General features: G+C 63.0%; 22 protein-coding genes. 14 read left to right on the forward strand and 8 right to left on the reverse strand.

Features of this window, described 5'->3' with window-relative positions; all coding sequences use genetic code 11:
- Position 1: 1 nt before the first annotated feature.
- The 3 genes from ngg (at position 2) to APH34_RS07170 (ending at position 3,351) form a co-directional block, all read left to right on the forward strand.
- Positions 2-1,747 (forward strand): N-acetylglutaminylglutamine synthetase, encoded by a 1,746-nt coding sequence (ngg, locus tag APH34_RS07160; RefSeq protein WP_054900487.1) that lies wholly within the window; start codon positions 2-4, stop codon positions 1,745-1,747.
- A gap of 133 nt (positions 1,748-1,880) precedes the next feature.
- On the forward strand, positions 1,881-3,065 hold the full coding sequence (locus APH34_RS07165) for an osmoprotectant NAGGN system M42 family peptidase (protein ID WP_054900488.1): 1,185 nt from the start codon (positions 1,881-1,883) through the stop codon (positions 3,063-3,065).
- A 58-nt stretch (positions 3,066-3,123) separates the two neighbouring features.
- Entirely contained in the window at positions 3,124-3,351 is a 228-nt protein-coding gene (locus APH34_RS07170; protein ID WP_054900489.1) for a YheU family protein, read from the forward strand.
- Positions 3,352-3,450: 99 nt separating this feature from the next.
- Here the strand turns inward: APH34_RS07170 and csrA are convergent, their stop codons facing one another.
- Together csrA and APH34_RS07180 are read right to left on the reverse strand one after the other, a co-directional pair.
- Positions 3,451-3,639, reverse strand: coding sequence for a carbon storage regulator CsrA (csrA, locus tag APH34_RS07175; protein WP_054900490.1), 189 nt, complete (start codon positions 3,637-3,639; stop codon positions 3,451-3,453).
- Positions 3,640-3,766: 127 nt separating this feature from the next.
- On the reverse strand, positions 3,767-4,576 hold the full coding sequence (locus APH34_RS07180) for an SDR family oxidoreductase (RefSeq protein ID WP_054900491.1): 810 nt from the start codon (positions 4,574-4,576) through the stop codon (positions 3,767-3,769).
- A gap of 206 nt (positions 4,577-4,782) precedes the next feature.
- Between APH34_RS07180 and APH34_RS28560 the strand changes: the two genes are divergently transcribed.
- Positions 4,783-4,935, forward strand: coding sequence for a DUF3309 family protein (locus APH34_RS28560; protein WP_012271016.1), 153 nt, complete (start codon positions 4,783-4,785; stop codon positions 4,933-4,935).
- Positions 4,936-4,997: 62 nt separating this feature from the next.
- Here APH34_RS28560 and APH34_RS07185 read toward each other — a convergent pair whose 3' ends face one another.
- The 3 genes from APH34_RS07185 to APH34_RS07195 form a co-directional block, all read right to left on the reverse strand.
- Positions 4,998-6,662: a cation acetate symporter gene (locus tag APH34_RS07185; protein ID WP_054900492.1), complete on the reverse strand. Its 1,665-nt coding sequence runs from the start codon at positions 6,660-6,662 to the stop codon at positions 4,998-5,000.
- Positions 6,659-6,970 (reverse strand): DUF485 domain-containing protein, encoded by a 312-nt coding sequence (locus APH34_RS07190; RefSeq protein WP_054900493.1) that lies wholly within the window; start codon positions 6,968-6,970, stop codon positions 6,659-6,661. Before APH34_RS07190 ends, APH34_RS07185 begins: the two co-directional genes overlap by 4 nt.
- A gap of 183 nt (positions 6,971-7,153) precedes the next feature.
- Positions 7,154-8,014 carry a glycine betaine ABC transporter substrate-binding protein gene (locus APH34_RS07195; protein WP_054900494.1) on the reverse strand — a complete coding sequence of 287 codons (861 nt, stop codon included), beginning with the start codon at positions 8,012-8,014 and terminating at the stop codon, positions 7,154-7,156.
- A gap of 197 nt (positions 8,015-8,211) precedes the next feature.
- Between APH34_RS07195 and APH34_RS07200 the strand changes: the two genes are divergently transcribed.
- Positions 8,212-9,774, forward strand: coding sequence for a hypothetical protein (locus APH34_RS07200; RefSeq protein ID WP_054900602.1), 1,563 nt, complete (start codon positions 8,212-8,214; stop codon positions 9,772-9,774).
- Here APH34_RS07200 and APH34_RS07205 read toward each other — a convergent pair.
- Positions 9,771-10,142, reverse strand: a complete 372-nt coding sequence (locus APH34_RS07205) for a hypothetical protein (protein ID WP_054900495.1) — start codon at positions 10,140-10,142, stop codon at positions 9,771-9,773. The genes APH34_RS07200 and APH34_RS07205 overlap by 4 nt on opposite strands.
- 194 nt (positions 10,143-10,336) lie before the next feature.
- Here APH34_RS07205 and APH34_RS07210 point away from each other — a divergent pair, with 194 nt between their 5' ends.
- Positions 10,337-11,635, forward strand: a complete 1,299-nt coding sequence (locus tag APH34_RS07210) for a serine/threonine protein kinase (protein WP_054900496.1) — start codon at positions 10,337-10,339, stop codon at positions 11,633-11,635.
- Positions 11,628-12,452: a VacJ family lipoprotein gene (locus tag APH34_RS07215; protein WP_082422737.1), complete on the forward strand. Its 825-nt coding sequence runs from the start codon at positions 11,628-11,630 to the stop codon at positions 12,450-12,452. The genes APH34_RS07210 and APH34_RS07215 overlap by 8 nt, the downstream gene beginning before the upstream one ends.
- A gap of 45 nt (positions 12,453-12,497) precedes the next feature.
- On the opposite strand, the gene APH34_RS07220 is transcribed toward APH34_RS07215, so the two are convergent.
- A complete protein-coding gene (locus APH34_RS07220; RefSeq protein ID WP_054900497.1) occupies positions 12,498-13,646 on the reverse strand; it encodes a patatin-like phospholipase family protein in 1,149 nt (382 codons plus the stop codon).
- A 63-nt stretch (positions 13,647-13,709) separates the two neighbouring features.
- Positions 13,710-14,645 carry a lipid A biosynthesis lauroyl acyltransferase gene (locus tag APH34_RS07225; RefSeq protein ID WP_054900498.1) on the reverse strand — a complete coding sequence of 312 codons (936 nt, stop codon included), beginning with the start codon at positions 14,643-14,645 and terminating at the stop codon, positions 13,710-13,712.
- 111 nt (positions 14,646-14,756) lie between these two features.
- Between APH34_RS07225 and minC the strand changes: the two genes are divergently transcribed.
- The 7 genes from minC (at position 14,757) to APH34_RS07255 (ending at position 21,384) form a co-directional block, all read left to right on the forward strand.
- Positions 14,757-15,521, forward strand: a complete 765-nt coding sequence (minC, locus tag APH34_RS07230; protein ID WP_054900499.1) for a septum site-determining protein MinC — start codon at positions 14,757-14,759, stop codon at positions 15,519-15,521.
- A gap of 99 nt (positions 15,522-15,620) precedes the next feature.
- Positions 15,621-16,433: a septum site-determining protein MinD gene (gene minD / locus APH34_RS07235; RefSeq protein ID WP_054893840.1), complete on the forward strand. Its 813-nt coding sequence runs from the start codon at positions 15,621-15,623 to the stop codon at positions 16,431-16,433.
- Positions 16,434-16,436: 3 nt separating this feature from the next.
- Positions 16,437-16,691, forward strand: coding sequence for a cell division topological specificity factor MinE (gene minE, locus APH34_RS07240; RefSeq protein ID WP_003252572.1), 255 nt, complete (start codon positions 16,437-16,439; stop codon positions 16,689-16,691).
- A gap of 151 nt (positions 16,692-16,842) precedes the next feature.
- Entirely contained in the window at positions 16,843-17,478 is a 636-nt protein-coding gene (locus APH34_RS07245) for an RluA family pseudouridine synthase (RefSeq protein WP_054900500.1), read from the forward strand.
- Positions 17,479-17,604: 126 nt separating this feature from the next.
- On the forward strand, positions 17,605-18,894 hold the full coding sequence (locus tag APH34_RS07250; protein ID WP_054900501.1) for a M18 family aminopeptidase: 1,290 nt from the start codon (positions 17,605-17,607) through the stop codon (positions 18,892-18,894).
- 121 nt (positions 18,895-19,015) lie between these two features.
- Positions 19,016-19,183: a hypothetical protein gene (locus APH34_RS29510; protein WP_176512607.1), complete on the forward strand. Its 168-nt coding sequence runs from the start codon at positions 19,016-19,018 to the stop codon at positions 19,181-19,183.
- A 44-nt stretch (positions 19,184-19,227) separates the two neighbouring features.
- Positions 19,228-21,384 (forward strand): mechanosensitive ion channel family protein, encoded by a 2,157-nt coding sequence (locus APH34_RS07255; protein WP_054900502.1) that lies wholly within the window; start codon positions 19,228-19,230, stop codon positions 21,382-21,384.
- Positions 21,385-21,387 lie beyond the last annotated feature (3 nt).

The following is a 21,387-nucleotide window of genomic DNA, read 5'->3' on the forward strand; positions in this document are numbered from 1 at the left end:
GATGAAAGCTCATGAAATCGCTTACGGTCAGCGCCTGCTGCGTGGCCAGACGCCGTCTTACGAGCGCCTGCAGGCACGCCTGGCGGGTGATGGCAGCGAGCCCCACGACCAGCCGCGGGCTTTGCACTGCGGTTGGGGGCGGCTGCTGATCGGCCATACTTACCCGGACCCTGCCAGCCTGGCAGAGGCGCTGCAGGACGAACGTCCTGGTGAGCGCGACATCGCCCTGTATGTGGCCGCGCCTCAGCAGTTGCTGGCACAGGCGCCGCAGCATTTGTTCCTCGACCCGTCCGACACCTTGCGGCTGTGGTTCACTGATTACCGCCAGGCGCAACGGGTCTTTCGTGGCTTTCGCATCCGCCGGGCGCAAAGCGATGCCGACTGGCAGGCGATCAACACCCTGTACCAGGCGCGCGGCATGCTGCCTGTGCAGCCGGACCGCCTCACGCCGCGCCATCAGGGCGGCCCGGTGTATTGGCTGGCCGAGGACGAAGACAGCGGCGCGGTGATTGGCAGCGTCATGGGCCTGAACCATAGCAAAGCCTTTGACGACCCCGAGCATGGCAGCAGCCTGTGGTGCCTGGCCGTGGACCCTCAGTGCACCCGGCCCGGGGTTGGCGAAGTGCTGGTGCGCCACTTGATCGAACACTTCATGAGCCGGGGCCTGGCCTACCTGGACCTGTCGGTGCTGCACGACAACCGTCAAGCCAAGCGGCTCTATGAAAAGCTGGGTTTTCGCAACCTGCCGACCTTCGCGGTCAAGCGCAAGAACGGCATCAATCAGCAACTGTTCCTTGGTCCCGGCCCCGAAGCCGGGCTCAACCCCTATGCGCGGATCATCGTCGATGAAGCCTATCGGCGAGGAATCGAGGTGCAGGTGGACGACGCCGAGGGCGGCCTGTTTACCCTGAGCCTCGGCGGGCGCCGGGTGCGGTGCCGCGAGTCGCTGAGCGACCTGACCAGCGCGGTGAGCATGACGCTGTGCCAGGACAAGCGCCTGACCCAGCAAGCGCTGCACGCGGCAGGCTTGCAGGTACCGATGCAGCAGCTGGCGGGCAACGCCGATGACAACCTGGCGTTTCTCGACGAACACGGCGCCGTGGTGGTCAAGCCGGTGGATGGCGAACAGGGCCAAGGGGTAGCGGTCAACCTGAGCACTTATGACGAGGTGAGCCAGGCCATCGAGCACGCGCGACGCTTCGACAGCCGCGTGCTGCTGGAGAGCTTCCACCCCGGCCAGGACCTGCGCATCGTGGTAATTGGCTACGAAGTGGTGGCAGCGGCGATACGCCACCCGGCGCACGTGGTGGGTGACGGCAAGCACAGCATCCGCCAGCTGATCGAAGCCCAGAGCCGCCGACGGCAGGCCGCCACGGGTGGCGAAAGCCGCATTGCGCTGGATGACGAAACCGAACGCACCCTACGTGACGCCGGTCTGGACTACCTCAGTGTGCTGCCCGCCGGCCAGCGCCTGGCCGTGCGCCGGACTGCCAACCTGCATACAGGTGGCACCCTGGAAGACGTGACTGAGCGTTTGCACCCAGTGCTGGCCGACGCGGCCGTGCGGGCAGCACGGGCACTGGAGATTCCAGTGGTGGGCCTGGACCTGATGGTGCGCGATGCCGAACACCCGGATTACGTGATCATCGAGGCTAACGAGCGCGCCGGCTTGGCCAACCATGAACCGCAGCCAACGGCAGAGCGCTTCGTCGACTTGCTGTTCCCGCACAGCCGGGCGTTGGCGTGAATCAGTGACGGCCCTGTCGCCGGCACGCCGGCGCCCACACGTACTGCACCGCTCTCTAGCCGTGAATGGTCTGTGAGAGCCGGCTTGCCGGCGATAGGGCCTGCAACGGTACAGCATGACCCGAGGAGTACCCATGTCTGAACGACACCCCGAACCCGATCTCGACTACCTCAAGCGTGTCCTTCTGGAGATGCTGGCCATCCCCAGCCCAACCGGCTTCACCGACACCATCGTGCGTTATGTCGCTGAACGCCTCGACGAACTGGGCATCCCCTACGAACTGACCCGCCGCGGCACCATCCGCGCCACCCTCAAGGGCCGGCAAAGCTCACCCGACCGCGCTGTCTCGGCCCACCTCGACACCATCGGTGCCAGCGTGCGCCAGTTGCAGGACAATGGCCGCCTGGCCCTGGCGCCGGTGGGTTGCTGGTCGAGCCGTTTCGCCGAAGGCAGTCGGGTCAGTGTGTTCACCGACACCGGGGTATTGCGTGGCAGCGTACTGCCGCTGATGGCCAGCGGGCACGCGTTCAACACCGCCATCGACCAGATGCCGGTCAGTTGGGAGCACGTGGAAGTGCGCTTGGACGCTTACTGCACCACCCGAGCCGACTGCGAAGCCTTGGGTGTATCCATCGGCGACTTCGTCGCCTTCGACCCGTTGCCAGAGTTCACCGAAAGCGGCCACATCAGTGCGCGCCACCTGGACGACAAGGCCGGCGTAGCCGCCTTGCTGGCCGCGCTGAAGGCTGTAGTGGAAAGCGGCCGTCAGCCGCTGATCGACTGCCACCCTCTGTTCACCATCACCGAGGAAACCGGCTCTGGCGCTGCTGCGGCCCTGCCTTGGGATGTCAGCGAATTCGTCGGCATCGATATTGCCCCGGTCGCGCCCGGCCAGGCCTCCAGCGAACATGCCGTCAGCGTGGCGATGCAGGACTCTTCGGGGCCTTACGACTATCACCTGTCCCGCCACCTGCTGAATCTGGCCGGCGACCAGAACCTGCCGGTGCGCCGCGACGTATTTCGCTACTACTTCAGCGATGCCCACTCGGCGGTGACCGCTGGGCATGACATTCGCACAGCGCTGGTAGCGTTCGGCTGCGATGCCACCCATGGCTACGAGCGTACTCACATCGACAGCCTGGCCGCGCTCAGCCGTCTGCTGTCCGGCTACCTGCTCAGCCCACCGGTCTTTGCCAGCGACTCGCACCCGGCCAATGCCTCGCTGGAGCGCTTCAGCCATCAGCTTGAGCACGATGCCCAGATGGAGAGCGACACGCGGGTCCCGGCGGTGGACAGCCTGGTGGGCAACAAGGGGTGAGCACCCGGTGCCAGGTTTCGCGTAGCATTGGCGTCATTCATTACCGAAGCCGAACCCCATGCTGATCCCCTACGAGCAACTGCAAGCCGAAACCCTGACCCGCCTGATCGAGGACTTCGTGACCCGTGACGGCACCGACAACGGCGACGATACCCCGCTGGAAACCCGCGTACTGCGGGTGCGCCAGGCATTGGCCAAGGGCCAGGCGTTCATCCTGTTCGACCTGGAGAGCCAGCAATGCCAGTTGCTGGCCAAGCATGATGTGCCGCGGGAGCTGCTTGACTGAATCACAAGCCCTATCGTCGGCAGGAACACGCGCGGCCAGCACCGTTCACCAGGATTGATGTGGGAGAGGGCTTGCCGGCGATAGCGCCGGCAAGCCCTCTCAGACCGACTTCGACTTGCGTGCCTCCCCCGCCTTGATCCGCTTGTACACCTCCGCCCGGTGCACCGACACCTCCCGCGGGGCACTGATGCCAAAACGCACCATGCCGTCTCGTGCTTCCACCACCATGATCCGAATATCGTCACCTATGGTGATGACTTCGCCGACTTCACGTCCAATGACCAACATGTTCCGGTCCTCCGGCATCAGGGAAAACCGGAGATTGCATGGGGATATTCCGCTACTCAACGCCTTCACTGCAAATCAGAACAAGCCTACGCAGACGGGTAATTACCCTTACAGACAAACCCTAAAATCAGCGCACTTGGGCCTTGCCCCGCATCTTCACCGCCATTTCCGCCATCTCGTCGTACAGCCGCTCCGGCGTCTGGCGCTTGAGCTGCCAGGCCTGGCGCCCGGCCTCATGGGGCAGGATCAGAAACTCGCCGGCACCGACCTGCTGATGGATGTAGTCGGCGATGTCAGCCGCGCTGATCGGCGAGCCCTCCAGCAACTTGCCGACCTGGGCCTTCATCGCCGGATTGGGGCCACGGAACGAATCGAGCAGGTTGGTCTGGAAGAACGACGGGCAGACCACATGCACCGCCACCTCCAGCTGGCGCAACTCCACCAGCAGGCTCTCCGACAGTGCCAGCACGCCGGCCTTGGCCACGTTGTAGTTGCTCATGCCCGGCCCCTGCATCAGCGCCGCCATGGACGCCACGTTGATGATGCGTCCCTTGCTGCGCTCGAGCAGCGGCAGGAAGGCCTTGCAGCCTTTGACCACGCCCATCAGGTTGACCGCGATCTGCCAGTCCCAGTCCTCTAGCGACAACTCGGCGAAAAAGCCACCCGAGGCGACCCCGGCATTATTGACGATCACATCGATGCCGCCGAACTTCTCCTGGCAGGCCTGGGCCAGGGCGGTGAGCTGGCTGTAGTCGCGTACGTCGCAGCGCTGGGTAAACCCATCGCCGCCGGCCGCACGCACCTGCTCGAGGGTTTCGCGCACGCCGGCTTCGTTGACATCGGCCAATGCCAGGCGCCAGCCCTCACGGGCCCAGCGCAGGGCGATTTCGCGGCCGAGGCCAGATCCGGCGCCGGTGATCATGATGCGGTTGTGCATGGTGGCAGGCCTTGTTCTGCTGGGATGTCTGGCGAGTCTAATCAAGGCCTTGGCGCGAGGCAGGGTTCATCAGGCTAGTGAATGGGTTGGCATGACCCAGTGGTCAGTGCGCAGCAAATGGAATCTTTGCCAAGCGGCATCGGTCCGAATAAACAAGAGGCCAGCTGTACGAGGCCCTTGACCCTCAACCACGCAAGGACTCCGTCATGACCACGATCCTCATCATCATCCTGATCCTGCTGTTGATTGGTGGCTTACCGGTCTTCCCGCACTCGCGCAGCTGGGGCTATGGCCCTTCCGGCATTGTCGGCGTGGTGCTGGTGATTCTGTTGGTGCTGTTGTTACTCGGCATGATCTAGCACCCGAAACAAAAAACCGCGCTACGGCAAATGCCGTAGCGCGGTTTTTCATTGCGCGTGAGTCAGTGGGAGACGGCGCCGGAAGCCCCCAGGCCCGTCTGCGAACGCACGAACTGTGGGAAGAACAGCGCACGTTCGTTTTCAGCGGCCTTGGACTTGTCAGTCACCGAGAAGAACCAGATACCGACGAAGGCAATCAGCATCGAGAACAGCGCTGGGTATTCGTACGGGTAAATCGGCTTCTCGTGACCGAGGATCTGCACCCAGATAGTCGGGCCAAGGATCATCAGGCCCACGGCACTGACCAAGCCCAACCAGCCGCCGATCATGGCGCCGCGGGTGGTGAGTTTCTTCCAGTACATCGAAAGCAGCAGCACCGGGAAGTTGCAGCTGGCCGCGATGGAGAATGCCAGGCCGACCATGAAGGCGATGTTCTGCTTCTCGAACAGAATACCCAGGCCGATCGCCAGCACGCCCAGGGCGATGGTGGTGATCTTCGATACGCGGATTTCATCCTTGTCGTTGGCCTTGCCTTTGCGCCAAACACTGGCGTACAGGTCATGGGACACTGCCGAGGCGCCGGCCAAGGTCAAGCCGGCCACCACTGCCAGGATGGTGGCGAACGCCACCGCCGAGATGAAGCCGAGGAACACGCTGCCACCCACGGCGTTGGCCAGGTGCACCGCCGCCATGTTGTTGCCACCGAGCAGGGCACCAGCGGCGTCCTTGAAGTCCGGGTTGGTGCTGACCAGCAGGATCGCGCCAAAGCCGATGATGAAGGTCAGGATGTAGAAGTAACCGATGAAGCCAGTCGCGTACAGCACGCTCTTGCGCGCTTCCTTGGCGTCGCTGACGGTGAAGAAGCGCATCAGGATGTGCGGCAGGCCAGCGGTACCGAACATCAGCGCCAGGCCCAGCGAGAAGGCTGAGATCGGGTCCTTGACCAGGCCGCCCGGGCTCATGATTGCCTCACCTTTGCTGTGCACCTTGATCGCTTCGGAGAACAGGGTGTTGAAGTCAAAGCCTACGTGCTTCATCACCATCAGCGCCATGAAGCTGGCACCGGACAGCAGCAGCACCGCCTTGATGATCTGTACCCAGGTGGTGGCCAGCATGCCGCCAAACAGCACGTACAGGCACATCAGGATCCCCACGAGGATCACCGCAACGTGGTAGTCGAGGCCGAACAGCAGCTCGATGAGCTTGCCGGCACCCACCATCTGCGCGATCAGGTAGAAGGCCACCACCACCAGCGACCCGGAGGCCGACAGGGTACGGATTTCCTTCTGCCCGAGGCGGTAGGAAGCCACATCGGCGAAGGTGTACTTACCCAGGTTGCGCAGGCGTTCGGCGATCAGGAAGAGGATGATCGGCCAGCCGACCAGGAAGCCGATCGAGTAGATCAGGCCATCGTAGCCAGAGGTGAACACCAGCGCGGAAATACCCAGGAAGGAGGCTGCCGACATGTAGTCGCCGGCAATCGCCAGGCCGTTCTGGAAGCCCGTGATGCGGCCACCGGCGGCGTAGTAGTCCGACGCCGACTTGTTGCGCTTGGACGCCCAGTAGGTGATGCCGAGGGTGAAGGCAACGAAGGCCACGAACATGGCGATCGCCGAAACGTTCAACGGCTGTTTGTGCACCTCACCGGTCAGGGCGTCAGCGGCCCACACGGCAGGTGCAAAAACGCCGCAGGCCAGTACGGCCAGAGCTTTGGCGTGGCGAATCATTGTTGCGCCTCCTTGAGGATGGCCTTGTTCAGCTCATCGAACTCGCCGTTGGCGCGGCGTACGTAGATGGCGGTCAGGACGAATGCCGAAACGATCAGGCCGACGCCCAGGGGAATGCCCCAGGTAATCGACGACTCAGGGCTGAGCTTGGCGCCCAGAATCTGAGGACCGTAGGCGATCAGGAGGATGAAAGCGCAGTACAGGCCGAGCATGATCGCCGAGAGAATCCAGGCGAACCGTTCGCGTTTGGTAACCAGCTCCTTGAAGCGCGGGCTGTTTTGTATCGAGAGGTAAATGCTGTCGTTCATTGTTTTTGTCCTAGCAGCACAGATAGGGGTAAACCCACCTTCACTTTATGCTGCCTTTGAACGCCAACCAGACGACCTTAGTCTTAGATGCAATAGTGTTTTGCAGGATTGGTAACAACCCGATAGCCGTGTGCCCCCGTTGCCGGCAAGTCGGCGATTGGGGCACACGGGTGCTCAAATCAATTATTTACCGGTCCACTCCTTGACCCGATCCGGATGCTTGGCCACCCAGTCCTTCGCTGCGGCCTCAGGCTTGGCGCCCTCCTGGATCGCCAACATGACCTCGCCGATCTCATCCTTGGACTGCCAGCTGAACTTCTTGAGGAATTCGGCCACTTCCGGCGCCTTGGTCGCCAGTTCCTTGCTACCGATACTGTTGACGGTTTCAGCTGCGCCGTAGACCCCTTTCGGGTCTTCAAGGAACTTCAGCTTCCACTTGGCGAACATCCAATGCGGCACCCAACCGGTCACGGCAATCGATTGCTGCTTGGCATAAGCACGGCCAAGTTCGGCCGTCATCGCCGCACCGGAACTGGCCTGCAGCTTGTAGCCAGTCAGGTCATAGTCCTTGATCGCCTGGTCAGTCTTGATCATCACCCCTGAGCCTGCGTCGATACCGACGATCTTCTGCTTGAAGCTGGTATCGGTCTTGAGGTCGGCGATGCTCGCCGCCTTGACGTACTCAGGGACGATCAGGCCAATTTTGGCATCCTTGAAGTTGGCGCCATAATCGACCACGTTGTCCTTGTTCTTGGCCCAGTACTCGCCATGAGTCACCGGTAGCCAGGCCGACAGCATGGCGTCGAGCTTACCCGTGGCGACCCCCTGCCACATGATGCCCGTGGCCACGGCCTGCAGCTTGACGTCATAGCCGAGCTTCTGCTTGATCACTTCGGCGGCCACGTTGGTGGTCGCCACGCTGTCGGCCCACCCATCCACGTAACCAATGCTTACTTCTTTGGCCATTGCCTGCGCAGCGCTCATGGCCAATACCAGGGCGCTGCCCACACCCAGGAAACGTCGCATTCTTTTCAAAGTCGCCATCAAAGCATCCCCTCGTCAGGTCTCGGAGATTGCATCATCTTCCTGCAACAAAGCATGACCTGCTCCAGCTGCGACCTTTACCCGAACCCTTTGCGACAGCACTATGCCATTAGCGCCATCGGCGTACGCTGCCCAGCGCGATCCTTGCATGCCAAAGGATTGGCGCCGGGCTACTATCTAACGTTTTGCGCCTGACGATGGACCGCCTGATGCCCACCTCTGCCCGCCTGCTGTTTGTCTACCTGTTCGCCTGCCTGCTGGCCCTGCTTGGCCTGGGCGCGCTGTGGTACGGCCTGGGCAAGCCCATACAGCTGCCGGACGCGGCCAGCCCCACGCACAAATTGCAGTGCGCCTCCTATACCCCGTTCGACAAGGATCAGTCGCCGTTCGACCAGCCTTTTCGCCTGCGCCCGGCACGCATGGATGCCGACCTGGCGCTGTTGGCCGAGCGATTTCAGTGCATCCGCACGTATTCCATGACCGGTCTGGAAGCAATTCCTGCGCTGGCGCGCAAGCATGGGCTCAAGGTGATGCTCGGCGCCTGGGTCAATGCCAACCCGGTCGATACAGACAAAGAAGTGCAATTGCTGATCGCCGCCGCCAATGCCAACCCCGACGTGGTCAGCGCGGTGATCGTCGGCAACGAGGCGCTGCTGCGCAAGGAAGTCACCGGCGAGCGACTGGCTGCGCTGATTGGCGAGGTGAAACGCCAAGTCAAGGTGCCGGTGACCTATGCCGATGTGTGGGAGTTCTGGCTGCAACATCCGCAGGTGGCACCTGCAGTGGACTTCCTGACCATTCACCTGCTGCCCTACTGGGAAGACGACCCCCGCGGCATTGACGATGCCCTGGCGCATGTCGCTGACGTGCGTCGGGTGTTCGGCACGCGCTTCGCGCCCAAGGACATCCTCATCGGCGAGACCGGTTGGCCCAGCGAAGGCCGCCAGCGCGAAACCGCCGTGCCCAGCCGGGCCAACGAGGCGCGTTTCATCCGCGGCTTCGTCGCCCTGGCCGAGGCCAACGGCTGGCATTACAACCTGATCGAAGCGTTCGACCAGCCCTGGAAGCGTGCCAGCGAAGGAGCGGTAGGCGGCTACTGGGGCCTGTATGACGCCGACCGGCAAGACAAAGGCGTACTGGAGGGGCCGGTAAGCAACTTGCAGCACTGGCCGCAATGGTTACTGGCAAGTGCCGTGCTGATGGCAGCCATGCTGATGCTCGCCGGGTGCCCGGCAACAACGCTTGGCGCCTTGCTGTTGCCGCTGTTGGCGGCGTTTGGCGCGGCCTGCCTGGGGCTGTGGGGCGAGTTGATGCGTACCCATGCGCGGTTCGCCGGCGAATGGGTGTGGGCGGTGCTGCTGGCAGGGCTGAACCTGCTGGTGCTGGCCCATGCCGTGCTCGCGCTGGCGCGGCGGGCAGGCTGGCGTGAACGCTTGTTTGCCTGGCTGGAGGTGCGCGCTGGGTGGTGGCTGCTGGCGGCCGGTTTTGCGGCGGCGGTGAGCATGCTGGCGATGGTGTTCGACCCGCGTTATCGCAGCTTTCCTACGCCGGCATTGGCGTTGCCCGCGCTGGTTTACCTGCTGCGACCGGTAGCGGCGGCGCGGGCGGAGGTGGCGCTGCTGGCCTTAATCGTCGGCGCTGGGGTGTTGCCGCAACTGTACCGGGAAGGGCTGCAGAATCAGCAGGCCTGGGGCTGGGCGGTGGTCAGTGTGGTGATGACGGCGGCGTTGTGGCGCAGCTTGCGCAGGCGCAAGGTTTAGCGACCGCAGCGCCCTTGCCGCACCAACCGCAACCCCGCCAGCACCACGGCAAACACCGCAATGCTGGCGGTATACAGCACCAGCGCCGGTACGCCGAACACGAGCGCCAATACCGCCAGCCACCAGCCGCCTCGCCCCGGCACCACCTGCCCCAGCAGCGCCAGGCCCAACCCGGCCCAGGCCATCACCTGAAAATGAATGCCCAAGCCCAACAGCGCGCGCGCCTGGCATTGCCAGTACTCACCGGGTGTCGTGCACAAGCCAACCCACTGCGCATCCTCCATCAAGCCGTAGCGCACGCCATAGCTGGCAGCCAGCCACAGCGCGAGCCACAGCAGCAACAGTGCAACCGGCCAGGTACGTGACATCCCGTTCTCCAAAAGCGGTAATGGAAGCCCTGCATGATCACCCAAGGCCAGTTGTAAGGCAAAATGACCGTCGTGCAGCTATGTTGCAGATACCAAGCACACCAAAGGCCGCTGCACCTGGCAACTTTGCCCAGGTAGTCGCGGTCCTAGCCTGCACAGCGCACTACCTTGCCTGCGTTCTTTTGGGGGATTACATGCTTCGATCTTGGCGCCTAGCCGCCCTTCTTGGCGGCCTGCTCATGGCTGCGGCCGCTTCGGCGCGAGACATCGACGCCGCAACCTATGGCTACCCCTTGACCAACCCGTTCGAGGCGACCATCGCCACCACGCCGCCGGATCAGCGCCCCACGCTGCCCAGCGACGATGAAATCGACCAGGCCGACTACAGCCTCAACCTACGGCCAGAACGTGAGTTCACCTTGCCCGACAACTTCTGGGCAGTGAAAAAACTCAAGTATCGCCTGGCCCGCCAGGACCACGAGGCGCCGCTGATCTTCATCATCGCCGGCACCGGTGCGCCCTATTCGAGCAGCATCAACGAATACCTGAAAAAACTGTACTACCAGGCCGGTTTCCATGTGGTGCAACTGTCTTCACCCACCAGTTACGACTTCATGAGCGCCGCCTCGCGCTTCGCCACCCCCGGTGTCAGCCAGGAAGATGCCGAAGACCTCTACAGGGTCATGCAAGCGGTGCGGGCCCAGCACCCACGCCTGCCGACCAGCGAGTACTACCTCACCGGCTACAGCCTCGGCGCGCTGGACGCCGCATTCGTCAGCCGCCTGGACGAAACCCGGCGCAGCTTCAATTTCAAGCGTGTGCTGCTGCTCAACCCGCCGGTCAACCTGTACACCTCGATCAACAACCTGGACAAACTGGTGCAAACCCAGGTCAAGGGTATCGACCGCAGCACCACGTTCTACGAACTGATGCTCGAAAAGCTGACCCGGTACTTCCAGGACAAAGGCTACATCGACCTCAACGACGCGCTGCTGTATGACTTCCAGCAATCGCGCCAGCGCCTGTCGAATGAACAGATGGCCATGCTCATCGGTACCTCGTTCCGCTTCTCGGCCGCCGACATTGCCTTCACTTCCGATTTGATCAACCGCCGCGGCCTGATCATTCCACCGAAATTCCCGATCACCGAGGGCAGCAGCCTTACGCCGTTCTTCAAGCGGGCATTGCAGTGCGATTTCGACTGCTACATGACCGAACAGGTGATCCCGATGTGGCGCGCCCGTACCGACGGCAACAGCATCCTGCAACTGGTCAACCAGGTCAGCCTGTACGCCCTGGAAGATTACCTGCACAACAGCCCGAAGATTGCCGTGATGCACAATGCCGATGACGTCATCCTGGGCCCCGGCGATATCGGCTTTCTGCGCAAGGTGTTCGGCGACCGCCTGACCCTTTACCCCCACGGCGGCCACTGCGGCAACCTTAATTACCGCGTCAACAGCGACGCCATGCTGGAGTTTTTCCGTGGCTAACAAATTCCTCCTTGCCACCGCCCTGCTGATTGCCGGCAATGCCCTGGCCGCGGAAACCGCGCCACGTGCCAGCGTAATCGAGGCCGACCCCCAGGTGACCGCCCAGCCACTGGCGCCTGAAGCCGACGGCTTCATCGACCCGCTGCGCGAACTGAAATTCAACCCCGGCCTCGACCAGCGCGAATTCGAGCGCTCGACCCTGGCGGCATTGAACGTGTACGACCCGCTGGAATCGATGAACCGGCGCATCTACCACTTCAACTATCGCCTGGACCAATGGGTGCTGCTGCCGCTGGTCGATGGCTATCAGTACGTCACGCCGCGTTTCGTGCGCAGTGGGGTGAGCAACTTCTTCAACAACCTCGGCGACGTGCCGAACCTGCTCAACAGCGTGCTGCAATTCAAGGCCAAGCGCTCGGCAGAGATCACCGCAAGGCTGATGTTCAACACCCTGATTGGGGTGGGTGGGCTGTGGGATCCGGCGACCAAGATGGGCTTGCCGCGCCAGAGCGAGGACTTCGGCCAGACCCTGGGCTTCTATGGCGTACCTGAAGGGCCATATATCGTGCTGCCGGTGCTGGGGCCGTCGAACCTGCGCGACACCACGGGCGTGGTGGTGGACTATGCCGGCGAACAGGCGATCAACTTCCTGGACGTGGCCCAGGCCAGTACCGATCACCCGGAGATCTTCCTGCTGCGGGCGGTGGACAAGCGCTACACCACCAAATTCCGCTATGGCCAGCTCAACTCGCCATTCGAGTATGAGAAGGTGCGGTATGTGTACACCCAGGCGCGCAAACTGCAGATCGCTGAGTGATGGCTATCGGCCCTATCGCTGTCGATAGGGCCTGTTAAACCAGCTTCAAATCCCCAGAAACTGCTCAAGTTCGCGACGCTTGGCCAACGCATCCCGCCGCCCCAGCTCGATCAGTTCGCTGCAATAACTGGCCTCGAACAGCAGGTAACTCAACACCCCTGCGCCACTGGTGCGGGTCGCGCCCGGCCCACGCAGGAAAACCCGCAACGCCGCTGGCAGTTCCCGCCTGTGCCGTGCGGCAATCTCGTCCAGCGGCTGGCTGGGCGCCACCACCAACACATCGATTGGCGCCAGGCCAAGGCGCCGCGCATCCAGGTGCGCGGGCAGCAGGCGGCTGAGGTGGTTGAGCCGCTGCAGCAGCTCGATGTCGTCCTCCAGGCTGTCGATGAAGGTGCTGTTGAGCATATGCCCGCCAATCTGCGCCAGGCTTGGCTGCCGGCCACTGAACACACGCTGAGGCGGCAGCGGCGGCGCTGGCCGCTGCGGATTACCGCTGACCCCGACCACCAGGACGCGGCTGGCGCCCAGGTGCAGCGCCGGGCTGATCGGCGCCGACTGGCGCACTGCGCCGTCACCGTAGTACTCCTCACCCAGCCGCACTGGGGCGAACAACAGCGGAATGGCGGAACTGGCCAGCAGATGATCGATGGTCAATGGCGTGGGCATGCCGATACGGCGATGGCGTAACCAGGCGTCGATGCTGCCGCGGGCCTGGTAGAAGGTCACCGCCTGACCGGATTCGTAGGCGAAGGCGGTCACCGCCACCGCGCGCAGTTGCTCGCTGGCCAGGGCCTGGTCAATCCCGCCCAGGTCAAGGTGCGTTTGCAGCAAGCTGCGCAATGGGCTGCTGTCGAGCAATGCCACCGGCCCCTGGCCCCCCAGGCCCAACAGGCTGTGGCCAACGAAGTGGCTGGCCTGGCGGATAACCCCGGGCCAGTCGCTGCGGATTACCAGGTGGCTGCGAAAGTTCTGCCAGAACGTGGTAAGGCGTTGCACCGCGTCGCTGAAACGAGCGGCCCCGCTGGCCAGGGTCACGGCGTTGATGGCGCCGGCCGAGGTGCCGACGATCACCGGGAACGGGTTGGCCGCACCGGGTGGCAGCAGTTCGGCAATGCCGGCCAGGACACCGACCTGATAGGCGGCGCGGGCACCACCGCCAGAGAGGATCAGGCCGGTGATTGGGGGTGGGGCCATGTATTGCTCCCTGGAGCTGTGACGGTCAGGCCGGCGATCGGCGCCGGCCTGACAAGAGACAAATCAGCGTTTTTTCTTGTCGTACAGCCGCGGCGCACCCTCGGGTCGCGACTTGAAGCGCCGGTGCGCCCACAAATACTGTTCAGGGCATTCGCGCAACACACCTTCTACCCACTGGTTGATGCGCAGGCAATCGGCCTCTTCGCTTTCCCCGGGGAAGCCCTCCAGCGGCGGGTGAACCACCAGGCGGTAGCCGCTGCCGTCCTCCAGGCGCTTCTGGGTGAAGGGAATGACCTGTGCCTTGCCCAGGCGGGCAAATTTTGTGGTGGCAGTGACCGTCGCCGCCGGGATACCGAACAGCGGCACGAACAGGCTCTGCTTGGCGCCATAGTCCTGGTCCGGGGCGTACCAGATCGCACGGCCCGCGCGCAGCAGTTTGAGCATGCCGCGCACGTCTTCGCGCTCCACCGCCAGCGAATCGAGGTTATGCCGCTCGCGGCCGCTGCGCTGGATGAAGTCGAACAGCGGGTTGCCGTGCTCGCGGTACATGCCGTCAATGGTATGGGCCTGGCCCAGCAAGGCAGCACCGATTTCCAAGGTGGTGAAGTGCACAGCCATGAGGATGGCACCCTGCCCTGCCTGTTGGGCAGCCTGCAGGTGCTCGAGGCCTTCGATATGAGCCAGGCGCGCCAGCCTGGCCTTGGGCCACCACCAGCTCATGGCCATTTCGAAGAACGCGATGCCGGTGGAGGCGAAATTCGCCTTCAACAAACGGCGCCGTTCGTCGACGGACATTTCCGGGAAGCACAGCTCAAGGTTGCGCGCAGCAATGCGCCGGCGCTCGCCGGCCACCCGGTACATCAGCGCCCCCAGGGCACTGCCGAGCCACAGCAGGGCACGGTATGGCAACTGCACCACCAGCCACAGCAGGCCCAGGCCAAGCCACAGGCCCCAGAAACGCGGGTGCAAGAAATAGGGACGAAAACGCGGACGTTCCATTGAAGCTTCCGGTAAGACAAAGGCCGAGCATTCTACATCGGTTCGGCGCCGGTTGCGGCCAACCGGTCTTATCGTTATAAGTCAGGGCACTTTTTTCGTAACAAGCCGTCTATGCAGACCATGAGCCCAAACCACACACCCGACACCGCCTCCGTGTTCCAGCTCAAGGGCAGCATGCTCGCCATCACTGTGCTGGAACTGGGGCGTAACGACCTGGAAGCCCTCGACCGCCAACTGGCGGCGAAAGTGGCCCAGGCGCCCAATTTCTTCAGCAACACGCCGCTGGTGCTGGCCCTGGACAAGCTGCCTGCCGACGAAGGGGCGATCGACCTGCCCGGGCTAATGCGCATCTGCCGCCACCACGGCCTGCGGACCTTGGCCATCCGGGCCAACCGCATCGAGGACATCGCCGCGGCGATTGCCATCGACCTGCCTGTACTGCCCCCTTCCGGTGCCCGGGAACGGCCGCTGGAGCCCGAACCGGAAGTGAAGAAGCCTGAGCCGGCACCGCCACCTGCACCGGTGGCCGCGCCAGAGCCGGAAATCCGCCCGACCCGGATCATCACCTCGCCGGTACGTGGTGGCCAACAGATCTATGCGCAGGGTGGCGACCTGGTGGTGACCGGTTCGGTCAGCCCAGGCGCGGAACTTCTCGCCGATGGCAACATCCATGTGTACGGCGCCATGCGCGGCCGTGCCCTGGCCGGTATCAAAGGCAATACCAAGGCACGTATCTTCTGCCAGCAGATGACCGCGGAAATGGTGTCGATCGCTGGCCAGTACAAGGTTTGCGAGGACCTGCGCCGCGACCCGTTGTGGGGCTCCGGCGTGCAGGTCAGCCTGTCCGGTGACGTGTTGAACATCACCCGTCTTTAACGGATACTTGCCTACATTTTTAGAGCAACTTTTTCACTCGTTGCCGTTTTTGCATTTTGCTGGGACACAAGTCCCGTCTTTTTTTAGGGGTGAAACACCTTGGCCAAGATTCTCGTCGTTACTTCCGGCAAGGGGGGTGTGGGCAAGACCACCACCAGCGCCGCCATCGGCACCGGCCTCGCACTGCGCGGCCACAAGACAGTCATCGTCGACTTCGACGTGGGCCTGCGTAACCTCGACCTGATCATGGGCTGCGAACGCCGCGTGGTCTACGATTTCGTCAACGTCGTCAATGGCGAAGCCAATCTGCAGCAGGCCCTGATCAAGGACAAGCGCCTCGAGAACCTGTTCGTGTTGGCCGCCAGCCAGACCCGGGACAAGGACGCACTGACCCAGGAAGGCGTGGAAAAGGTGTTGATGGAGCTGAAAGAACAGTTCGATTACGTCATCTGCGACTCCCCGGCCGGTATCGAGAAAGGCGCACACCTGGCGATGTACTTCGCCGACGAAGCCATTGTCGTGACCAACCCAGAGGTTTCCTCGGTACGTGACTCCGACCGTATGCTGGGCATCCTGTCGAGCAAGTCGCGCCGCTCCGAAAACGGCGAGGAGCCGATCAAGGAGCACCTGCTGATCACCCGCTATCACCCCGAGCGTGTCGAAAAAGGCGAAATGCTCAGCATTGCCGACGTCGAAGAGATCCTGGCGATCAAGCTCAAGGGTGTGATCCCCGAGTCCCAGGCAGTGCTCAAGGCTTCCAACCAAGGTATCCCGGTCATCCTTGACGACCAGAGCGATGCTGGCCAGGCCTACAGCGACACCGTCGACCGCCTCCTGGGCAAAGAGAAACCCCTGCGTTTCATCGAAGTGCCGAAGCAAGGATTCTTCGCGCGCCTGTTTGGAGGCAAGTAAACCATGAACCTTTTTGACTTCTTTCGTGGCAGACAGAAACAGACCAGCGCGTCGGTAGCGAAAGAGCGTCTACAGATCATCGTGGCGCATGAGCGCGGCCAGCGCAGCGAGCCGGACTACCTGCCGGCGCTGCAGAAAGAACTGCTGGAAGTGATCCGCAAGTATGTGAACATTGGCAACGATGACGTGCATATCGAGTTGGAAAACCAAGGCAGTTGCTCGATTCTTGAGCTGAACATCACCTTGCCTGATCGCTGATCGGCCAAGCTGGCACTTTGGGGCTGCCTTGCAGCCCATCGCAGGCAAGCCAGCTCCTACAGGGTCGCGCTGTACCTGAAGGAGCTGGCTTGCCTGCGATGGGCCGCAAGGCGGCCCCAATGGTTTTCCCCGATTTAACCGAGATCACGCAATGCCGCTGTCCAACATTCAGATCCTGCACGAAGACGCCGCCATCCTGGTGATCAACAAACCGACCCTGCTGCTGTCGGTACCAGGCCGTGCCGACAACAACAAGGACTGCCTGATTACCCGCCTGCAGGAAAACGGCTACCCGGATGCGTTGATCGTGCACCGCCTGGACTGGGAAACCTCCGGCATCATCCTGCTGGCACGGGATGCCGACAGCCACCGCGAGCTGTCGCGCCAGTTCCACGACCGCGAAACCGAAAAAGCCTACACCGCACTGTGCTGGGGCCAGCCGACGCTGGACAGCGGCAGCATCGACCTGCCACTGCGCTACGACCCACCCACCAAGCCGCGCCACGTGGTGGACCATGAACAGGGTAAGCATGCCCTGACCTTCTGGCGCATCATCGAGCGTTGCGGCGACTACTGCCGGGTCGAGCTGACCCCCATCACCGGCCGTTCCCACCAGTTGCGTGTGCACATGCTGTCGATCGGGCACCCGCTGCTAGGTGACCGGCTGTACGCCAACCCTGAGGCCTTGGCGGCGCATGAGCGGTTGTGCCTGCATGCGGCAATGCTGAGTTTCACCCACCCGACTACCGGGGAGCGGTTGAAATTCGAGTGCCCCGCACCTTTTTAAGCTGCACGCCTCAAGCTACACGGCTGCAAGAAAAAGCCAGGGCAGATCGCGTTGGAGCTTGCTCCGCGAGCTGCTCTTGCTTGAAGCTTGCAGCTTGCAGCTTGAAGCTCGAATCTGGAGTGAGTTATGCGCGAAGCACTGAATACCGGCCTGATCGATTTCCTCAAGGCTTCCCCCACGCCCTTCCACGCCACCGCCAGCCTGGCCCAGCGCCTGGAGGCTGCCGGCTACCAGCGCCTGGACGAGCGTGACAGCTGGGCCACGGTGCCTGGCGGCCGCTACTACGTCACCCGCAACGACTCTTCGATCATCGCCATCAAGCTGGGCAAGCAAGCGCCGCTGCTGGGCGGTATCCGCATGGTCGGGGCGCACACCGACAGCCCGTGCCTGCGGGTCAAGCCGCAGCCAGAGCTGCAACGCCAGGGCTTCTTGCAACTGGGCGTGGAAGTGTACGGCGGCGCCCTGCTGGCGCCGTGGTTCGACCGTGACCTGTCACTGGCGGGCCGGGTCACCTTCCGCCGCGACGGCAAGGTCGAAAGCCAGCTGATCGACTTCAAGTTGCCGATCGCGATCATCCCTAACCTGGCGATCCACCTCAACCGCACCGCCAACGAAGGCTGGCAGATCAACCCGCAGAACGAACTGCCGCCGATCCTGGCCCAGGTCGCGGGTGACGAGCGTATCGACTTCCGTGCCCTGCTCACCGAGCAGTTGGCTCGCGAACATGAACTGAACGCCGACGTGGTGCTGGATTACGAACTGAGCTTCTACGACACCCAGGATGCCGCACTGATCGGCCTGAACGGCGACTTCATCGCTGGCGCTCGCCTGGATAACCTGCTGTCGTGCTACGCCGGCCTGCAGGCCCTGCTGGCGGCCGACAGCGATGAAACCTGCGTGCTGGTATGCAACGACCACGAAGAGGTCGGCAGCTGCTCGGCCTGCGGCGCCGACGGCCCGATGCTGGAGCAAACCCTGCAGCGCCTGCTGCCGGACGGCGACGCCTATGTGCGTACCGTTCAGCGCTCGCTGATGGTCTCGGCCGACAACGCCCATGGCGTGCACCCCAACTACGCCGACCGGCACGACGGCAACCACGGGCCCAAGCTCAATGCCGGGCCTGTGATCAAGGTCAACAACAACCAGCGCTACGCCACCAACAGCGAAACGGCTGGTTTCTTCCGCCACCTGTGCATGGCCGAAGAAGTGCCGGTGCAAAGCTTCGTGGTGCGCAGCGACATGGGTTGCGGCTCGACCATCGGCCCAATCACCGCCAGCCACCTCGGTGTACGCACGGTCGACATCGGCCTGCCGACCTTTGCCATGCACTCGATCCGCGAGCTGTGCGGCAGCCATGACCTGGCACACCTGGTGAAGGTGTTGACGGCGTTCTACCGCAGCCGCGAACTGCCCTGATCGACAGCAATGCCCGCCCCATCCGTGGAGCGGGCATTGCTGTGATGCATGTCATCCCGCTTCGCCAGCTAACCACTATGCTTAAAGCATCCACCTTCACCGTGCACAAGGATCGCTCACCATGTCCCCCTTCATCTCGCTGTTTATCCCGGTATTCCTGTTCCTGATGCTGCTGACGATCGGCTTCAGCATGCGCGAGCGCAATGTCGGCGTGCTGATGATGTGGATCGGCACCTTGGGCATATTCGGCCTCACCTGCTGGAAGATCCTGGAGAAACTCCCCACATAAACCTCTACACTCGGTCAATCGTTTGACCTGAGGTAGATTTCCCGGTGCCAGCCTTTCTGCGTTGCCTGATCCTGCTGCTTTTTCTGTTCATCGCCCCGGTACAGGCCGCAGGCCTGCCCGGCCTGCTTGGCTCCAGCACCCCCGCACAGCCAGAAGCCACCGAGCCTTTGGGCAAGTCGCTGGACGAGGTGATCAAGAACCTGGAAAACGACCAGCAACGCGCCAAGCTGCTGGCCGACCTGAAGAAGCTGCGCGACGCCACAAAACAATCTCAACCGACCGTGGAACAAGGCGTGCTGGGCCTGATCGGCGGCGCGCTGCATGACTTTGAACAGCAGTTCAGCGGCGATGCCAGCCCGTTTCATCGCTGGTCGCTGGAGATCGACCAGGCGCAGGCGGAGTTGGCTGAGCTGGTGGTACCGGTGCACCAGTGGCCGGCAATCCTCTTCGGTTTTGCCGCGATCTTCGCGGTCTGGAGCCTGCTGGCCTATGCCTTCAACTGGATCGGCCACCGCGTCCGGGTCCGCTTTGGCCTGACCGAGGAACTGCCGCAGCACCCCCGTACCTGGGACTTGGTGCGCTTCGCCTTGCGCAAGCTGGGGCCCTGGCTGGTAGCGCTGGTGTTCACGGTGTACCTGAGCTTTGCCCTGCCCTCCTCGCTCGGCAAGTCGATGGCCATGGTGCTGGCCTATGCGCTGGTGGTAGGCACCTGCTTCTCGGCCATCTGCGTGATCGCCTTCTCGCTGCTCGACGGCCCGCACCGCCACCGCGCCTTGCACATCCTGCGTCACCAAGCCTTCCGCCCCCTGTGGCTGATCGGCAGCTTCGCGGCCTTTGGCGAAGCGATGAGCGACCCACGCCTGACGGTCGCCCTAGGCACCCACCTCGCGCACGCCCTGGCCACCTTGGCCAATGTCGTCGCCGCGCTGTGCACCGGGTTGTTCATCCTGCGTTTCCGCCGCCCGATCGCCCACCTGATCCGCAACCAGCCGCTGTCTCGGCGCCTGACGCGGCGTACCCTGAGCGATACCATCGAGATTCTTGGCAGCTTCTGGTTCATTCCGGCGCTGATTCTGGTAGCGATCTCGCTGTTCGCCACCTTCGTTTCGGCCGGTGACACCAGTACCGCATTGCGCCAGTCGCTGATGTGCACGGTGCTGGTGGTGGTGTGCATGGTGCTCAATGGCCTGGTGCGCCGCCACGCCGCCAACCCCAAGCGCGCCAACAAGCGCCAGGCGGTGTACACCGAGCGCCTGCGCAACTTCGCTTACGTGCTGTTGCACCTGTTCATCTGGCTGGTGTTCATCGAGCTGGGCCTGCGCGTGTGGGGCCTGTCGATGATCAGCTTCGCCGAGGGTGACGGTCATGAAGTCAGCCTGCGCTTGCTGGGCCTGGCCGGCACGCTGATTGTCGCCTGGCTGGTGTGGATCCTGGCCGACACTGCCGTGCACCACGCGCTGGTGCGTTCGCGCCGAGGCCTGGCCAATGCCCGGGCGCAAACCATGATGCCGCTGATCCGCAACGTGATGTTCGTGGTGATCTTCATCATCGCGGTGATTGTCGCCCTGGCCAACATGGGCATGAACGTCACCCCGCTGCTGGCCGGTGCCGGTGTGATCGGCCTGGCCATCGGCTTTGGCGCCCAATCGCTGGTGGCCGACCTGATCACCGGTCTGTTCATCATCATCGAAGACTCGCTGGCCATCGACGACTATGTCGACGTCGGCGGCCACCTGGGCACCGTAGAGGGCCTGACCATCCGCACCGTGCGCCTGCGCGACATCGACGGCATCGTGCACACCATCCCGTTCAGCGAGATCAAAAGCATCAAGAACTACTCCCGCGAATTTGGTTATGCGATCTTCCGCGTGGCGATTCCACACAGCATGAACATCGACCAGGCCATCACACTGATCCGCGAAGTGGGGCAGAAGATGCGCAACGACCCGCTGATGCGCCGCAATATCTGGTCGCCGCTGGAGCTGCAGGGGGTGGAAAGCTTCGAGTCGGGCTCGGCAGTGCTGCGGGCGCGCTTCAAGACCGCACCGATCAAGCAGTGGGAGGTGTCGCGGGCATTCAACCTGGCGTTGAAACGCCAGCTGGATGAGGCAGGGTTGGACCTGGCGACACCACGCCTGTCGGTGCAGGTGGTGACGGCAGGCGGGGGTGGCCTCTCAGACACTGCGGGCGCTTCCAGCTAGGGG

Origin of the sequence: Pseudomonas sp. NBRC 111131 (assembly GCF_001320525.1) — a bacterium.
Classification (GTDB): Bacteria; Pseudomonadota; Gammaproteobacteria; order Pseudomonadales; family Pseudomonadaceae; genus Aquipseudomonas; species Aquipseudomonas ceruminis.